Consider the following 17,452-nt stretch of genomic DNA (forward strand, 5'->3'; position numbering starts at 1 on the left):
TGCCATTACGGTCGAGTCCGGCATCCGAACATGGCTGTTACGTAGTGAGCACTCTGCGCATAGAAATAGCCCAATAGCCGTCACATTCCTGCCTGGTACTGGCGTTTCCGTGCCAGTCGTCCACCGCGGCGCAGGATCTACGATTGCTGCGCCCATGCAACATGGCATGTTCGCGACAGTAGGCTGGGTCTTGCCCGGACGGGGCTAAGTACTAGCCTCCGCGAATGTCGATTCTCCGTCCAATCCTGGCCGCCGCCCTCACGTTCACGACGTTGACGGCACAGGCGCAAACAACTCCGCGAGATACGGTCGCGAAACCGCCCGCGACGGCAGCGTATCGTAACGCCAGCCTCTCGCCCCAGCTGCGCGCACAGGATCTCCTGTCGCGCATGTCACTGGACGAAAAGTTCTGGCAGTTGTTCATGATTCCCGGCGACCGCGACGATCCCGCGCACGATTATCGCAACGGGTCGTTCGGCCTGCAAATCAACGTGCCTGTTGGTATGCGCGCCGGCGGCGCGCGGAGCGACACACTGCCGGCCGGCGTGGTCGCGCGCGCGCATGCCGAACGCATCAACGCCTTGCAGCGCTGGTTTGTGAGCGACACGCGCCTGGGCATTCCGCTGCTGCCGTTTGAAGAGACCCTGCACGGTCTCACGCGCGAGGGGGCGACCACGTTCCCGCAAGCCATCGCACTCGCGGCCACCTGGGACACGGTGATGGTGAGTCGTGTGGCCGGCGCGATTGCCGCAGAAACGCGCAGCCGCGGTATTCGCATGTCGCTCTCGCCGGTCATCAACATCGCCAACGATGTGCGCTGGGGACGCGTGGAGGAGACGTACGGCGAAGACACCTGGTTGACCAGTGCGATGGCGCGCGCCTACATCGCGCCGCTCGAGCAGGCCGGCATCGTCACCACGCCCAAACACTTCATTGCCAACGTCGGCGACGGGGGACGCGACAGCTACCCCATCGAATTCAGTCGACGTCTCCTCGATGAACGGTACTTCCCGCCCTTCATCTCGGCGTTCCGCGATGCGCACGCTCGCAGTGTCATGAGCGCCTACAACTCGGTGGACGGATCGGCGGCGACGCAAAGCCGACTGCTCCTCACCGACGTGCTCCGAACTGGCTGGGGCTTCACCGGCTTCGTCATTTCCGATGCCGCCGCCACCGGCGGTGCCACGGTGTTGCATCACACCGAAGCCAGCACCGCCACCGCGGCCCGTCATGCGTTGGAGTCTGGGCTCGATGTGATCTTCCAGTCATCGTACGAGCAGCACCGCCCGTATCTCGCGGCGTTTCGCAACGCCGGGATCGCGCCGTCGGTCATCGACAGTGCCGTCGCGCGCGTGTTGCGGGTGAAGTTCGCCATGGGGCTCTTTGAATCGCCGTACGCCAACCCGGATAGCGCGGCGGCCGAAGCGCGTTCGCCGGCCCATCGCGCACTGGCGCGCGATGCGGCGGCGGCGTCCATCGTGCTGCTGCGCAATGCGCGCGCGCGCCTTCCGTTCGGCGCGGGCATCAAGCGCATTGCGGTGATCGGTGAAGATGCCGGCGAGTCGCGCGTTGGCGGATACTCACCACCCGGCGCACGCGTGGTGAGTATCCTCGACGGCGTTCGCGCCGGTGCCCCGGCCGGCGCAACGGTGCGTGCCGCTCCCGGTGTTCCACGTGTATGGCGTTCCTTCGTCGTGGTTCCGGACACGGCGTGGTCCACCACACGCGATGGGAAACGCGAAGCCGGTCTCAGTGCAACGTACTGGGACAACATCACGATGGAGGGAGCGCCGAAACTCTCGCGCGTCGATGCGCAGGTGGATTTCGGGTGGACACTCAATTCCCCCGGGCGCGGTATTCCGTTCGACTGGTATTCGGCACGCTGGACGGCCACCATCACTGCACCGGCCACCGGCGTACGCACGCTGGCCGTTGAGGGGAATGACGGGTATCGGCTGTATGTCGATGGACGCGTGGTCATCGACAATTGGCGCAAGGCATCGTACGGGACGTGGTCGGTCCCGGTGGCCTTTGCGCCGCGTTCACGGCACGAGGTGCGACTGGAGTTCTTTGAAGCCACCGGCAATGCGCGACTGAAGGTGCTCTGGGACGCGGGCGTCGTCGACACGCAGGAATCGGCCATGGTGCAAGCGGTGACGCTGGCCCGCGCGAGCGACATCGCCGTCATGGTCGCCGGCATCGAAGAGGGGGAGTTCCGCGACCGCGCCAAACTCGGACTCCCGGGACGTCAGGAAGAATTGATTCGCCGGGTTGCCGCGACGGGAACGCCGGTGGTGGTGGTGCTGGTGGGTGGCAGTGCTATCACCATGCCGTGGCTGGATCGCGTGGATGCCGTCGTCGATGTCTGGTATCCGGGTCAGGAGGGCGGACACGCTGTGGCCGATGTCCTTTTCGGACGCGTGAATCCTGCCGGTCGGCTGCCCCTGACCTTTCCGTTGCACGAAGGTCAGGTGCCATTGCACTATGCGCACAAGCCCACTGGTCGCGGCGACGACTACCTCGACCTCACCGGCCAGCCGCTCTTTCCGTTCGGACATGGATTGAGCTACACGACGTTCACGTACCGTGACCTGGTGGTTGACGTCCGCCCCCCGCAGGACTCGCTCGCGCTCGTCGTGTCGGCCACGGTTGCCAACACCGGCACCCGCGTCGGCGATGAAGTCGTGCAGCTGTACCTGCACGACGTGCTGGCCACAGTCGCGCGACCAGTGATGGAACTGGCCGGCTTCACGCGCATCACCCTGGCACCACAGCAATCGCGCACCGTCACCTTTCGGGTGACGCGCGCGCAACTGAGTCTGCTCGATGCCGACATGACGCGCGTGGTCGAACCGGGCGCCTGGCGCATCATGGTCGGCGCGTCCAGCAAGGACATTCGATTACGCCGGGAAATTGTCGTCCCGTGAGCCCCGGCGCGATCACTATTTCTTCTTCGGGGCCGCCGTGCCCCCCTTCTTTGCCGCAGCCTTGGCCGGAGCCTTTGCCGGTTTCGTGGTCGTCGCCGATCGCGATGCCTCATACATCGCGATCAACTGATCGCTCGTTACGCCGCCCACGATGTTGCCGAGGGCCTCGAGGGGCAGGTCGTTGGCCGCAGTGAACCGAATGCACGACTTGTCCATATCCAATGTCTTGCCGGCCGCCTGAAATGCGGCGTGCACCTTGGCTTTGGTCCCTTCATCGCCGTAGGTCGTCAGATACAGCGCGTTGAAGTTCTTCTGCGCGGCCAACGCCACGAACATCAGCGGCTGCTTGTTGTACGTCTGCGGATATCTGGAGAGGGGAATGCCATACGTGATCATGCCGTATCCCATCTGCTCGACGAAATGTTTCGCCAACTTCGACTTCAGCGCGTCGCGAACCGCGCGAATCTCCCTCCGGCGATCGGCCGGCAGTTCTGCCAGGTACGCGTCGGGGGATGTGGCCTTGCTGATCACCATGGGAGGTTCCTCGCATGCATCGAGGCGCGCGATGTCGAACGCGGAAAAGGAGCGCGGATGTCACGACTGGCGGGTCATGGCCGCGCGGGACTGCCCACGTTATCACGGTCGCCGCAGATTGCGCCAGCCGAATGCCTGGGCCGCACGGCGTGTCATGCTGCGGCAAGCCACGGGCGTACAGATTCATCCCGTTGCGGAGTTGTCGCGCTCTCACGTCACCCCCAGAGGCCCCATGCTGCAATCCCTTGGTCAGGCGCGCTCGTTGACGCTCGCAGGCTTCACCGTCGCGTTGGCAATATCTGCGGGATCACTGGCCGCGCAGTCGTCCACCGTGGTCGGCAAGGTGAAAGTCTCCGAAGACAAACCGGGCCTGCTGAAGAAGGCGAAGATTGCCGCCGACTCCGCCGTGGCGATTGCCCGCGCCACCGTTCCAGGTGGCACGATTTCCGGCGCAGAAATCGAGGAGGAAGACGGCGCCCTTATCTACTCGTTCGATATCAAGGTGGCCGGCAAGAAGGGTGTGGAAGAGATCCATGTCGATGCCGTCTCGGGCAAGGTGCTCACGCGCGAGCATGAGGAGCCCGCCAGCGAGAAGGCCGAGGCCGCCAGGGAGACGGCCGAGAAGGCGGCCAGAAAGACGCCCCCGGTGACGAGGAAGCCTCCGATTTGATGGCCCGACTATGGACGCGGAGCGGCCGATGGCAGGACGATGCGAAACGTGCTGCCATTGGGACCGGTGCGTAGCAATGACAACGTGCCGCCGTGCGCACCAACCAGAGCGTGTGCGATCGCCAGGCCCAGACCGGCGCCATCGTGCGACCGGGCGCCCGTCTCCGGCTGGCGACGTCGAAAGCGGTCGAAGAGCGTAGACTGCATGGCCGGATCAATGCCTGGCCCCGAGTCACACACATCGATCCGGACAGCCGATTCGAAAGGACCGACCGCAATGGCGATGGTGGAATCGCGCGGCGCGAACCGCAATGCGTTGTCCAGCAAGTTCAGCAGAACACGCTCCAGATGTGACTCGCTGCCGAGCACGGGGGCGGGGCCCGACGACGACACCGTGATCGCCACGCCGCGCTCTTCGGCGATGCCCCGCAGCAGCAGGGCCGTCTCCCGCACCAACGCGGCCGCATCGAGCGGCACATAGGGCGCGCGCAGTCCGCCGGCATCGACACGGGCCAGCAGGAACAGATCGGCGACCAGACGCTCCAACCGTCCCGTGACCTGATCCACGCGCGAAAGCGTCTCCCGGTACTCGTCCGCCGATCGCGACGGGTTGGCGCGAGTGACATCGATTTCCGTGCGGAGCACGGCGATCGGTGTTCGCAACTCATGCGACGCGTCGGCCACGAATTGTCGTTGTTGCGTGAACGACGACTCAAGTCGCGTCAGCATTCCGTTGAGCACCAGCGTAAGCCGGCCGATCTCGTCATCCGGCGACTCGACCGCCAGACGCTCGTGCAGGTCGCCGCTGCCCAGGGTGGCCGCCCGGGTGGCCAGCGACTCGATGGGGGCGAGCGCCGCCGTCGCCAATCGCCAGGTGACCAGCCCTGACAGCAGAATCGCCAGACCGGCGGCGATGACATAGGCGCGCTGGATGGCCTCGAGGGTCTCGTGATCCTCGTACAACGAACGGGACGCGACGACGTCGAGCGGCGTGGTGCGCACGAGCACGCGCTCGCGGCGAATGCGCGTGCCGCCCAATTCACTTGTATCCGGTTCCGTGACGAAACTGAAGTTGTCGGCGGCCGCAGCCGGTCGTTCGGACGCCACGCGCACGGAAAAGGCGATGTCGCGAAAACGCACGTCGCGCACACCGATCGCGATGGCCTCATCGGTGGGCTTCCCCTGTTCGATTTCGGTGCGCAGGTCACGTACCAGCGCGCTTGTGGCCGACTCCAGCATGCGGTCGCCGCGCTGCGCCAGCAGGCGCGACACGGCGAGATACGATCCGCCTTCGATCACCACCACGACCACCGCCAGCATGGCGGCGTGTCGGAGTGCCAAGCGTCCGCGGATGGATTGGAAACGCCCCGAGAACCGTGAGGTGCTGCTCACGGATCGGTCGCCTGGGCCACCAACCGATAGCCGGCGCCGCGGCGCGTCTCGATCATCCGTGATTCGTCCGGACCCTCGAGCTTGCGACGCAATCGTGCCATGAGCACTTCGACGTTGTTGGAAAAAGGATCATGGTTGTCATCCCACACATGCGCGCTGATGGACGCGCGGTTGACCAGCGCGCCGGCGTGCCGGGCGAGGTGTTCCAGCAACGCGTATTCACGAGTAGTGAGCGGCAGGCCGCGGTCACCGCGCCACGCCGTTTGACTGCGCGTGTCCACCCGGAGATCGCCCACCGACAGCACGTCGGCGATGGTTGTGCGCGGACGGCGCAACAACGCGCGCAGACGGGCCACCAACTCGGCGAAGGCGAATGGCTTGGCGAGGTAGTCATCCGCGCCGGCATCGAAACCGGCGACGGTGTCATCGACTGCGGTGCGGGCGGTGAGCATCAGGACCGGCACCGTGATGCCACGTCGCCGCAGTTCGCGACACACCTCCAGACCGTCCCGCAACGGCAGCGTCAGGTCGAGGATGATCGCGTCATACTCCGTGAGCGCGGCCTGCACATTGGCCTGCACCCCGTCGGCCGCCACATCCACCGCGAACGAAAGCTCCCGCAGGCCACGCGCCAGCGACTCGGCCAGCGGCCTCTCGTCTTCAACGAGCAGCAGTCGCATGAAATGCCCGTGTCATGAGCGCAAGATGTCCGGCGTACCTTGCGGCCGGGTTACGCGATGTGCTTGATGCGCATCACCTGCACCTCCTGCTTCACGACGCCCTCTTCGTAGCGCTGGGTGTGCACCGAGGTAATCGACAATCCGTGTTCGACCAGGCCGTCGCGAAATGCCGGAAGTGCCAACCGCCCCGGGTCCGCCACGAACGCCGTGCCATCCGGCGCCAGGGCACGGGCAATGCACGCCGACACCAGGGTCGCGTATTCCTTCTCGTACAACACATCAGCCGCCATCACCACATCGAATGTGCCCAGATCAACCGGCCATTCGCGCCAGTTCACCATCTGCACGCGGGGTTCACGGCCCAGATTGCGGGCGGCGTTGCCGCGGGTGACGTGCAGCGCGTCGTCGTAGTAGTCGGTGGCCGTGACATCAAAGCCGGCGTGCATGGCGGCGATGGTGGCGAGTCCCACGCCGCATCCCATCTCCAGCAGTCGGCGCCCTGTACCAATCTCGTCAAGCAGCGTGGCGGCCAACACGCGCGCCGACGGCCAGAGGTCCGCCCAGTAGGGGAGTCGCTCGTCCATCACATAGTCCGCCTCGCTGATCAAGTGATCGGCGTTGGCCGGCTTGAGCAGCGACCACTGCGCGCTGCCCACGGTGACCGACTCGGTCGCGGTGGTCCATCGACGCCCCAGTGCCGCGTCGAGGTGCTCCCCGTGGAGTCCGGCCAGCGCTTCCAAGGCCGACGAACTCATGGCAGCAGGACCGCATCGAATGTTGCGCCGGGCGTGGTCGCCGCGCAGGCTTCCGGCACCACCAACAGGGCATCGGCAATGGCCATGGAGTGCAACAGGTTCGACCCCTGTGGACCAGCGAGATGCGCGTCGTAGCCGCCATCGGTTCGACGCTCAAGCATCACCCGCACGAAGTAGGTCAACGGCGCCGGTGTCTCATACCGGTCACGCATGGTCACCGTCAACACACGATGGCTGGTGTTGGTGTGACCACCCATACGGCGGATCATGGGCCAGGCGAACAGTGTCGCCGTGACCATCGACGACACGGGGTTGCCGGGAAGCCCCAACCACGACACGCCGCGAATATGACCCGTCCCGATCGGGCCCCCTGGGCGAATGCGCGCGCGCCAGAAATCGACAGTGCCGCCCAATTGCACGAGCGCTTCACGCGTGTAATCGTGCGCGCCGACCGATACGCCGCCGGTGGTGACCAGCAGGTCGCAGCCGTTCGCGATGGCCGACTCGATCGCGGCCATGGTGTCTTCCAGCGTGTCGGGCACCAGGGGCGAAAGGACCACGTCTGCACCGGCCGCGCGCAGCAGCGCCGGCAGGGCATACGATGACGATGACACGATGCGTCGACCGGCGAGCACCTCGTCGAAGTGTTCGAGCAGCACCAGTTCATCGCCGCCCGACACCTGCGCCACGCGAGGACGACGAAACACTGGCACCGTGGCACAGCCAACACTGGCCAGCATGCCCAACTGCGAAGGGCCGATGGTGACGCCCGCCGCAAACAAGGACCCACCGCGAGGCACATCCTCGCCGCGCGGACGGATATTGCCGCGACCGGCAATGTCACGCGTATCGCGAACGGTGACCGCTGCAAGCCCGCCGTCGGTATCCTCCACACGAATCACGCCATCGGCACCAGATGGTACCGGCGCCCCCGTCATGATTCGAACCGCACATCCCGCGTCCACCACCGGCAAGGTCGATGGATCGGCACCCGCCGATATCGTTCCGGTCACCCGCAACGTCACCGGCATCGATGGCGACGCGTTCGCCACATCGGCACGACGCACGGCATAGCCGTCCATGCCGGCATTGTCCCACGGCGGGAGTGCGACCGGACTCGTGATGGACGACGCCAGCGCGCGGCCCATGGCGTGATCCAGCGCAACGTGTTCCACGGACAACGGCACGGCGGCCGCCAGAATGGCCGCTCGGGCCTCGACGTAGCTCAGCGCCGTGACGTGGCCACCGGTTGTTGCGCCGCCGGTATTGGCGTCAGCGCTCATGCACTACCGCTCAAGTTTCGCGCCGTTGCCTACGCGCATACCCGCCAACGTGCTCACCAGCAAATCCTGCACACGCTCCACCTCGCGCGTGGGGACGGTGAAATTGTTGGCCAGCATCGAGAACAGGATCAGGTGTCCGTCGGCCGTGGTCACATACCCCGACAACGAGCGCGCCTTGTCCAGCGTGCCGGTCTTGGCATTGGCGTTGCCAGCGGCCGGGGTGCTTCGCATGCGGTTGCCGATCGTTCCATCAACGCCGGCCAACGGCAGCGCCTGACGATACGTCATCGCCCAGGGTGCGCGATGCATCGCGTCGAGCACGTGCACGAGCGCGCGTGGGCTGACGTAGTCGTGACGCGAGAGGCCGCTGCCATCACGGTAGGCCAATTGGTCGGGGCGCACTCCCCATTGGCCCAGCGTGCGCACGGCCAAGGCGCGCGCACTGTCCGCGCTGCCGTCACCGGTCGCCACCAAGCCCGAGGTGCGAAACAGCAGTTCGGCAATCTGATTTTGCGACGGCTTCTGCATGCGCCGAAGCACCTCGCGCAACGGCGCCGATTCCAGCGTGACCAGCGTATCGACGTGAACCCGCGCAGACGGAGCGCGCGTGCGGTTGGTAAGCCGGATGCCGCGCGCCAGCAGGCGCTCTAGCATCGCCGCGCGATACGCGTCATTGGGATGTCGATAGGACATGGTGAATCGCGCACTGTCGCCAACGGCAATGGTGCCGGTCACGCGAAGGGTGGCCGCGACGGAGTCGTACACCACGTCCACCGCCGGTCCGGAATCGGTGGCCACGCGGGTCACCGCTTCCATCGAAACCGGTGGATACGACGTGGTCGGCCACCGCTCGACTGTCGCCGGTCGCTTGGCCTTCGCCGCGCCGCGCACGGTGACGCGCAACACGCCCTCGTTGAACAGCAACTCATCCACTGCCGCGCCGGAGGGGGTATCCAGATCGTCCACCTCCCAGCCAAACCCGCTTGACGGCCCGGGAAACGCGTCGCCGTCGGTCACAATGCGGCCGGCCACGCGCGTGATGCCGCGCGCTGACAGCGCGTCAGCAATGGGATCGAACGTGGACAACACACCGCCGACGCGAAGCGAGTCGCTGACGCTGGGATCGCCGCGCCCGACAACAATCAGGTCACCGAAAAACACGCGCCCCCGCTGCGCGCCGCGCAACAGAACCGGCGTGCGCCAACGGTACTCGGGGCCCAGCACCTGCATGGCCACCGCCCCGGTCAACAATTTCTGATTCGAGGCCGGCATGAAGAGTTTGTCGGCGTCGTGCGCATACATCGTGTCGCCGGTCGTGGCGTCGACAATCAGCACACCCCAACGCGCATTACGCCAGGCCGGCGAACTGATGGCGGAATCGGCGAGGTGCTGCATGATGTCACGTGCCAAGGGCGGCGTGCGGACCTCCGCCACCGGCATCATGACCAGGGCCACGGGCTCAGGTCGATGCCCTTCGGTCGGCGCCGGCACGCGTGCACGTCCCGCGCAACCGGACGCCATCAGCGCCAGTCCTGCCGCCCACAGCCAGCGCACACAAACCCCAGCGCCCCGACGTCTCCCGTCTCCCGTCTCCCGTCTCCCGTCTCCCATCACGCATCCACCTCATACGTGCTGCTCAGCGTCGCGTCTTCCGCCAGATGCACCTTCACCACGCGCGCCGACGTATGCGCCAATGCCGATTGCAGCCGCTCACAGATGAAGCGTGCCAGGTGCTCGCCGGTCGGGATCAGTTTGCCGTCCGCAAACTCCGGCACATCGAGATTGATGTTGCGGTGGTCAAAGCGGTCACGGACCTCGCGCTGCAGCACGCGATCAAGAAACCCCAGGTCCACGACAAACCCGGTCTCTTCATCAACCGGGCCCGCTACCGTCACATCGCACGTGTAACTGTGCCCGTGAAAATTCGGATGGGCACAGGCCCCGAAGATGTCGGTGTTCTCCGCGTCGCTCCAGTCGGGCCGACGATAGCGATGCGCCGAAGAAAACAGCACGCGGCGCGTGAGCGACGTGCGCGGCATGGTTACCGGAACACGGGGAAGGAGACGCCGGCCGACAGTCCCCAATTGCCACGCCACGCGCTGCGATTCTTGGTGTCCGACAGGATGGAGGTGCCGTCGGTGGCCTTCACGAAATAGCGGTCAGGGTAGTCGTACTGCCAGCGAAAGTTGGTCGCATCGAGTCGGAGCCGCAGGCCCGAGGATCGCACGTACTGCAGGCCCAGCCCATACGACAGCGCGAACTTGACGCCGAACTGATAGCCGCCGCTGTCGACGGCGGCGAAATCGCTGCCCACGCCCACGCCACCCGTGAGCGACGGGATCAGGTGATGCCAGGTCTTCTTGCCGGTCAACGCCACATCGATCCCGGCATCGATCACGTGCATCGCCACGCCCGGGGTGCCGGTCTTCCGCTTGTCCGCCACCGCCGACGGCGCGAACAGCGCACGCTGCGTGGTGGCCAGTGTGTATCGCGCAAAGAGCGATGCGGGGCCGCCGATGGCCACGTCGTATCGCAATTGGCCAAACGGGGCGGCATCGGGGGCGACACCAGCCGGGTCGCGGGCAATCGCCAGCCATCCTGCACTCAACGAAACCGATTGTCCGGGTTTCACGTCCTCGTACGGACTCTGCGATGGCCGATGACCGATCTGCGCCTGCACCATCGCCGGGGCGGCGCCCACAAGGCCAAGAATCAGCAGGCAAGCACGACGGGCGGAAACCGGCGAAAGAAACGTGGGCATTCAGTGGGTTGCGGAAGGAGAAAGGTCGCGGAGGTCGCGACCGGTCATGTCAGGCGGACAGGTCAATCCCAGCAGGCCAAGGGCGGTCGGACCAACATCGCACAATGCACCATCACGGCGCAGTGGGACTTCGCCATCCGGATCGATGAGCACCAGCGGAACCGGATTCGTGGTGTGCGCCGTGTGCGGCTCGCCGGTCACCGGATCGATCATCACGTCGGCATTGCCATGGTCGGCCGTGATGATCACTCGGGCGCCACCCGCGCGTGCGGCGTCGAGAATCCGCCCCAGACAGAAGTCAACCGTTTCGACCGCCTTGATGGCGGCCGGAATAGAACCGGTGTGACCGACCATGTCCGTGTTGGCAAAATTGCACAACACGAAGTCGTGCGTGCGATGGGCGAGCGCGTCACACAAAATATCGCACACGCCAGCCGCACTCATTTCGGGTTGCAAGTCGTAGGTCGCCACCTTCGGGCTGGCGACCATGCGGCGATCTTCGCCCGGAAACGGCGCATCATGTCCGCCGTTGAAGAAGAACGTGACGTGCGGATACTTCTCTGTCTCCGCCGTACGCAGCTGGGTGAGTCCCGCATCGCTGATGACCTGTCCCACCAGATGGTGCATCGACTGCGGCGCAAACGCGACCGGGAAGGCAAACGCGTCGTCGTAGCGCGTCATCGTCACGATATCGACCGATGGACGGGCGCCCGTGTCGAACCCCGTGAAATCGGGTGCCGTCAGGGCCCGCATGGTCTGTCGCATGCGATCCGATCGGAAGTTGAAGCAGATGATGACATCGCCATCGCGCACCGGCGCCAACGGTTGGTCGTGGTCGTCCACCATCACCATCGGCGGGATGAATTCGTCGGTCGTCCCCGCGTCGTACGCGCGCTGCACCGCCGCCAAGGCATCGGTTTCATGGGGACCCACACCGCTGATCGCCGCGCGGTACCAGGCGCCGGTGCGCTCCCAACGGTTGTCGCGATCCATGCCGAAGTAGCGTCCGGACAGGGACGCCAGCTGCGCCTTGCCCTCGATGGCGGCCAACGTTTCTCGCAGGAACTCATAGCCACTTCTGGGCGGTGTGTCCCGTCCGTCCAGCAGGCCATGAAGTGCCACGCGTCCCACCCGTTCGCGCTCGGCCAGTGACACCAGTGCAAAGAGATGCTGGTCCAGGGCGTGGACGCCGCCGTTGCCGAGCAGACCGACGAGATGGAGCGTTCGGTCTCGCTCGCGCGCCAGGCGGCACGCCCTGACCAGATTCGGGTTGCTGAAGAACTGCCCGTTCTCGATGGCCGCGCCGATGCGCACCAGGTCCTGCATCACTTCGCGACCAGCACCCAGATTCAGGTGGCCGACCTCACTGTTGCCCATCTGGGCGTCGGGCAATCCCACGGCGCGCCCGGACGCCCGGAGCAGCGTGTGCGAGTGTTCGGCCCAGATCGCATTCCAGTTGGGCGTGTTAGCCAGGAGGATGGCGTTGGCCGTGCGCTCTTCACGATAGCCCCAGCCATCGAGAATGATCAGCGCGACGGGACGTGCAGTGCGGGCAGGCATCCGTGCGGGAAGAGGGGAACCAGCTACCATTCGTCAGCGGGAATCTACCGCCGCACTCAGGACGAAACCAACATCGCGATCACGTGAAACGACGGATTCCCCGAACGATCATCCTGGCCCTCGTCCTCCTCGGACTCGCCGCGCTCGACGGGCTGCTGCTGTTCAAGCGCGGACGCTATCGCGAGGAGACCGAGCGTCTCCGCGCCGGCATGTCGACGTTTGAACGCGATCGTGCCGATGCCATTGTGGCGGCCGAAGCCGATCGGACGGGGTTGATGCTCCAACTGGTACGTCGCCAGTCCTTCGGTGACGAGGCACTGCATCTGGCGGTGAACAGCGACTCTTCATTCGTGGCACTTGACCGCGGCGGCATACGGCTTCGGACCATGGCGGCCCAGTGGGGACCGGAACGCCGGGTGGGAGTACCCCCCGACACGCTCTGGGTTACAGTGCCGCGTGGCATGCGAACCGTGGAACGTCGCCTCGCCGCATCAGACCGATTCGACCTGCCCACGTGGCTCTGGCTCGACCGGGGACTCCCGCTGCCGACGGATCGATGGGAGACGGGGTGGATAGGATCGGATGCCCTGGTGACCTCCGGCGGCACGCTCCTGTACGCGCTGCCAACCGCGGGCCCCCTCGCCGACAGCAGTTATGTGATGCCAGGCGCCATCCGACTCGATGCGGCCGACCTCAAGGCCATCCGCGACAACGTCACTTTGGGAATGCGGGTGTACTTCTTCTGATGCCCGCCAACCAAGTGAATGGAACCGCCTTCGCCAAGTGGCGGCTGGCGCGACGAGTCCTGCTCGTCGCCATGGCCGTGACCAGCATCTTCACCGCATGGTTGGTGATCACCACCATTCGGCTGCGATTCGCGCGAGACGTCGCGCGTCTGGTCTTCAATGACAACAGCGAAGCCCTCGAGCAGGCGCGACTGGAAGCGGGACTCGGGAGTGACAGCTTGCGCGTCGCACTCGACAAACTCCCCGAAGCGCCGCCACGAGACCAGCCGGCCGTGATCGTCTCGATTGCCGAACGCCGTCTGTGGTACAAGGTGGGCGATAGCGTGCTCTTCACCACGCAAGTGGCGACCGGCAGCGGTCGAGAACTCGTGGTGCAGGGGAGCAGTCGGGTGCTGCGTTTCGAGACGCCACGCGGACGATTCCTGGTGCAGCGTCGCGATTCCGCGCCCGCGTGGATTCCACCAGACTGGCACTTTGCGGAACAGGCCAACAAACGACGCACCAGCGCCGTACAGCTGGTTCGTGGAAAACCCCTGAAGCTCAAGGACGGCAGTGAAATCGCCGTCGTAGGCAACGATGTCGTGCGCCGGGACAAGGACGGGGTGAATCGCCCCCTGGCCGCCTCAGACGGTCGGGAAATTGTGGCCGATGGGCGAATTGTCATTCCACCATACGGAACGAATCAGCGGAAATACGGCGGCGTCCTCGGGTCGTTCCGGTTGTATCTGGGCGACGGGTACGCCCTGCACGGGACCAATGTCCCATCGAGTATCGGCCAGGCCGTCAGCCACGGATGTGTCCGATTGCGGAACGAAGACATCGCGGCCCTGTATCACATGGTCACTGTCGGGACCCCGGTCCTGATCTACTGAACGGGCTATATTTCTGTCATATAGTCGGACCTGTTCCAAACACAGGAATAGGTTATCGCAGCTCCCGTTCGATCGTCATCTAGAGACTGTGCGCCAAGCGAGTTATCGCGCCTTTCCCTCGACTCTTTCGCCCAAGCCATTGCCCCAATCGTTGTCGCCCGCCCCCGCAGGGTCGAGTTCACGCCGTCGACCACACGCTCGGCACCTTTGGGGTGCCGCAATCGCGGTGTTCGCGATCGTGGCGACCGCTGGTCTTTCGCGGCCAACCCGCGCCGATGCCTCGACGATCACGCCGACGGTGCGCACGGCGTCGATGCCGTCGTTGCTTGATTCCCTGCGCGGACGCAGTCGCAAGTTACGGGCACGGTTTGTGAACCCGTCGCGCCTTGGATCCATTCCGATTCTCCGCGAGATGTTCGGCGACTCGGTCGGCCGTCGCCCTGGCGTCCACGTGGCCGCTGTTGCCGATCAGCAGGAGGCGGGCCCGTTCAGTTTCATCACCATGCGCCCCTTCACCGACAAGGTGAGTGGCCGCATCGGGGCGTACCGTATCGGGTTCTTCCCCAGCGAACAACGGGTCGCGCGCAGTGCGGCGTATCAGAATCCCGAGGGGTTTCTGGAAGTCACGGCGGGCAATCAGGACACGCCGGTCTCCGACCACTTTCGCCTGCGCGATTTCCTCACGCACGATCAGGGCGCGACGTGGCCCAAGTATCTCGTGTTGCGTGAACCGCTGGTGGACAAGCTCGAACTGGTGATGGATGAGTTGCGGCAGATGGGCGTGGCCGTGGATCGACTGCAGGTCATGTCCGGCTTCCGCACACCGCAGTACAACGCGCAGGGCGTAGGCGCCGGTGGTCGCGTACAAGACAGTCGCCATCAGTTCGGCGATGCGGCCGATGTCTACGTGGTGAACGGTGCGCGTGACTGGATGAGCGATCTCGATCACAACGGCCGTGTTGACACGGGTGACGCGCGAGTGCTGGCGATGGCCGCGGAACGTGTGGAACGGGCCCATCCCGATCTCGTGGGTGGGGTCGGTGTGTACTCGGCCACCTCGGCGCACGGCCCGTTCGTGCACATCGATGTCCGCGGCACTCGCGCCCGCTGGGGGGCGTTGTGATCCGCCGAACCGCGATCATCATCAGTGGAGTGACGGCGATTGCTGCCGCCATTATCTACCAGCCGCCCGAAGACCTGTTGGCCGGATCGTCGGCCGAAAGCGCCAGTCGCAGTGTGCCCGTGGTTGAAGCCAGCAACAGCGCACGCGGCGTCAGCGGTGAAGTGCGGATGCGTTTCGTGCGTTCGGGGGAGCGTCTCGCGTTTCCACTGGACATCCGTGGAGCGGCGCTGGGCTTTACGTATCAGTGGGTGAAAGTGGGAAGCACCCAGTCGGGCGATGTCGCGCGCCCCCTGGACGGCGACACACTGCTGGCTCCGCTCGAAGCCGGATTCTATGAACTGGTCGTAACCCGGTCCGGCATTCCGCAGCGCATTGCCGAGCCGCGACTGGCCGTGCTCGTGCCATTTGAACTCAAGTTGGGCACGTCACTCAACGGCTATCAGATTGGCCGTTATCCGGCGGAATGGGCGCACAACGAGCAAGCCGAACGTCCGGCGGGATTCGCTGAAGTGCACGCCAACGAACTCGACCTGCCACTCACCCGGCATCTGACCATGCGTGACTTCATCACGCACGATTCGCAGACGATGTGGCCGCGGTATGTGGCCATCGATCCCCGTGTCCTGGACAAGATCGAATTGGTGCTCAGCGAGCTGGCGCGTCGCCGCGGCGAGGAACGGAGTGATTTTTCCCTCGAAGTGCACAGCGGCTTCCGCACCCCGTTGCACAACTCCGGGGTTGAAGGGTCGGCTCGCGATTCGCGCCACCTGTATGGGGATGCGGCCGATGTGGCCATTGACGCGGACGGCGACGGACGGCTGACGCTGTTCGACGCGTATCGCGTGGAAACGACGGTGGATTGGGTGGAGCGTATGCACCCGGAACTGGCCGGCGGTCTGGGCGTCTACAGCAGCCGACGGTTCAACACGCCATATTGCCATATCGACGCGCGCGGCGAACGAAAGCGCTGGCGGGGCTGAATCAGTCGCGGTACGCCAGTCGTACGAGAGGTTGACGCATCTCGTGTTCCGCTCGGCCGACCTCAGGAGGACATGTGAATCCCTATGTGCGCGATCGCATTCATCGCAAGCTCGAAACGTTGAGCGATGAACGCCTGTATCAGGTGCTCGATTACGTCGAGTTCATCGAGGCCCGCTACGCGGAAAAACCGGCCACCTCCGGTCAACGTCCTGCAGCGTTTTGCCGAAGGGGTCGAGGACAAGCTGCGTGCCGGTGGCGTGGCTGTCGGTACGATCAGCGAAACGATGGGCTTGCTCAATCGCGCCGTGGGTGTGCTCAATGGGGTCGCGCAAACCACCATGTCGATGGCCGGCGATGTCGTCACGGTCGCCCGTTCAGCCGTCGACCAAGTGGGCGCACCAACTCCGCCGACTCCGCCGTCGGCGACGCCGGCGAACCCCAACCCGTTGATAAATGGAAACCAGCCGCCTGGCACAAATGGCGCGTGATCGCCTGGACGACCGCGAGTCCGGACGCCCGGAACGCGGGTTCTTCACGGGTCGTGGACGCTCGCGTCGCAGTGAGCCCTCGCGCTACGATCGTTATCCCGACACCGACGAGATGTCGGCAATCGATGGCCGGGAATCGGACGACGAAGACATCGAACCAGGTCCGCGTCCGCGGGTCGGCGCCAAACGGTCGGTGCTTCACGTCATCCGAAAAATTCCGGCCTATGTGCGCCTGTTGCTGGGGTTGATGAGCGATTCGCGCGTATCGCGCATTGACCGTTTTCTGGTGGTGGCCGCTGCCGCCTACATCATTTCGCCCCTCGATTTCATCCCGGATTTCGTGCCGTTCCTGGGCGAGGTGGACGACATCTTCCTGCTCATGCTGGCGCTGCAGCGACTCGTGGAAAACACGGGGCGACGCGTGCTCATGGACTACTGGCGTGGCGATCCGGATGACCTGTCCGACGTGAATCTCGCGGGCATGGTGAGCGCGGCCGGGTTCTTCCTCCCGGCAGGCATCCGGCGGCGACTGACGAGGATGGCGCGACGGAGTCGAAGGTAGTGAGCAGGGGCCAGGGAGTGGGGACTGGGAAGTCTCCCCTCTCCCGTCTACAGTCTCCCGTCTCCTCTCCGCTGGACTCCCCGCCCACACCGTTCTATGTTTCAAGATGGCACCCCTGA

The 17,452-nt window shown here is 65.1% G+C and carries 16 protein-coding genes; 7 read left to right on the forward strand and 9 right to left on the reverse strand.

All coding sequences use genetic code 11. The annotated features are described in order from the left end of the window. The first annotated feature begins 224 nt into the window (after positions 1 to 224). Positions 225 to 2,927, forward strand: coding sequence for a glycoside hydrolase family 3 C-terminal domain-containing protein (locus IPP90_19070; GenBank protein ID MBL0172766.1), 2,703 nt, complete (start codon positions 225 to 227; stop codon positions 2,925 to 2,927). 15 nt (positions 2,928 to 2,942) lie between these two features. On the opposite strand, the gene IPP90_19075 is transcribed toward IPP90_19070, so the two are convergent. After that, complete coding sequence (locus IPP90_19075; GenBank protein MBL0172767.1) at positions 2,943 to 3,461, reverse strand: DUF1801 domain-containing protein; 519 nt, start codon at positions 3,459 to 3,461, stop codon at positions 2,943 to 2,945. Positions 3,462 to 3,693: 232 nt separating this feature from the next. Here IPP90_19075 and IPP90_19080 point away from each other — a divergent pair, with 232 nt between their 5' ends. After that, a complete protein-coding gene (locus IPP90_19080) occupies positions 3,694 to 4,131 on the forward strand; it encodes a PepSY domain-containing protein (GenBank protein MBL0172768.1) in 438 nt (145 codons plus the stop codon). Positions 4,132 to 4,139: 8 nt separating this feature from the next. On the opposite strand, the gene IPP90_19085 is transcribed toward IPP90_19080, so the two are convergent. Genes IPP90_19085 through IPP90_19120 form a run of 8 tightly spaced genes read right to left on the reverse strand, consistent with a single transcriptional unit; the run spans position 4,140 to position 12,561 of the window. Then, positions 4,140 to 5,522 carry a HAMP domain-containing protein gene (locus IPP90_19085; protein MBL0172769.1) on the reverse strand — a complete coding sequence of 461 codons (1,383 nt, stop codon included), beginning with the start codon at positions 5,520 to 5,522 and terminating at the stop codon, positions 4,140 to 4,142. Next, a complete protein-coding gene (locus tag IPP90_19090) occupies positions 5,519 to 6,202 on the reverse strand; it encodes a response regulator transcription factor (GenBank protein ID MBL0172770.1) in 684 nt (227 codons plus the stop codon). The genes IPP90_19085 and IPP90_19090 overlap by 4 nt, the downstream gene beginning before the upstream one ends. A gap of 50 nt (positions 6,203 to 6,252) precedes the next feature. Continuing rightward, positions 6,253 to 6,957 (reverse strand): methyltransferase domain-containing protein, encoded by a 705-nt coding sequence (locus IPP90_19095; GenBank protein MBL0172771.1) that lies wholly within the window; start codon positions 6,955 to 6,957, stop codon positions 6,253 to 6,255. Beyond that, positions 6,954 to 8,240 (reverse strand): molybdopterin molybdotransferase MoeA, encoded by a 1,287-nt coding sequence (locus IPP90_19100; protein ID MBL0172772.1) that lies wholly within the window; start codon positions 8,238 to 8,240, stop codon positions 6,954 to 6,956. Before IPP90_19100 ends, IPP90_19095 begins: the two co-directional genes overlap by 4 nt. 3 nt (positions 8,241 to 8,243) lie before the next feature. Then, positions 8,244 to 9,794: a D-alanyl-D-alanine carboxypeptidase/D-alanyl-D-alanine-endopeptidase gene (dacB, locus tag IPP90_19105; GenBank protein ID MBL0172773.1), complete on the reverse strand. Its 1,551-nt coding sequence runs from the start codon at positions 9,792 to 9,794 to the stop codon at positions 8,244 to 8,246. Positions 9,795 to 9,850: 56 nt separating this feature from the next. Then, on the reverse strand, positions 9,851 to 10,279 hold the full coding sequence (locus IPP90_19110) for a 6-carboxytetrahydropterin synthase (protein ID MBL0172774.1): 429 nt from the start codon (positions 10,277 to 10,279) through the stop codon (positions 9,851 to 9,853). A 2-nt stretch (positions 10,280 to 10,281) separates the two neighbouring features. Continuing rightward, entirely contained in the window at positions 10,282 to 11,001 is a 720-nt protein-coding gene (locus tag IPP90_19115) for a hypothetical protein (GenBank protein MBL0172775.1), read from the reverse strand. Continuing rightward, a complete protein-coding gene (locus IPP90_19120; GenBank protein MBL0172776.1) occupies positions 11,002 to 12,561 on the reverse strand; it encodes a 2,3-bisphosphoglycerate-independent phosphoglycerate mutase in 1,560 nt (519 codons plus the stop codon). 83 nt (positions 12,562 to 12,644) lie between these two features. On the opposite strand from IPP90_19120, the gene IPP90_19125 reads away from it, so the two are divergent. The 5 genes from IPP90_19125 (at position 12,645) to IPP90_19145 (ending at position 17,333) form a co-directional block, all read left to right on the forward strand. Then, positions 12,645 to 13,307 (forward strand): hypothetical protein, encoded by a 663-nt coding sequence (locus IPP90_19125; protein ID MBL0172777.1) that lies wholly within the window; start codon positions 12,645 to 12,647, stop codon positions 13,305 to 13,307. Next, the gene (locus IPP90_19130) at positions 13,307 to 14,179 is read left to right on the forward strand and encodes a L,D-transpeptidase (GenBank protein ID MBL0172778.1); all 873 of its coding nucleotides are present in this window, start codon (positions 13,307 to 13,309) and stop codon (positions 14,177 to 14,179) included. Before IPP90_19125 ends, IPP90_19130 begins: the two co-directional genes overlap by 1 nt. Before the next feature lie 238 nt (positions 14,180 to 14,417). Then, entirely contained in the window at positions 14,418 to 15,302 is an 885-nt protein-coding gene (locus IPP90_19135) for a hypothetical protein (protein MBL0172779.1), read from the forward strand. Then, a complete protein-coding gene (locus IPP90_19140) occupies positions 15,299 to 16,282 on the forward strand; it encodes a hypothetical protein (protein ID MBL0172780.1) in 984 nt (327 codons plus the stop codon). The genes IPP90_19135 and IPP90_19140 overlap by 4 nt, the downstream gene beginning before the upstream one ends. Before the next feature lie 454 nt (positions 16,283 to 16,736). Next, positions 16,737 to 17,333, forward strand: coding sequence for a DUF1232 domain-containing protein (locus tag IPP90_19145; GenBank protein ID MBL0172781.1), 597 nt, complete (start codon positions 16,737 to 16,739; stop codon positions 17,331 to 17,333). Positions 17,334 to 17,452: the final 119 nt, after the last annotated feature.

This window comes from Gemmatimonadaceae bacterium, assembly GCA_016720905.1.
Classification (GTDB): domain Bacteria; phylum Gemmatimonadota; class Gemmatimonadetes; order Gemmatimonadales; family Gemmatimonadaceae; genus Gemmatimonas.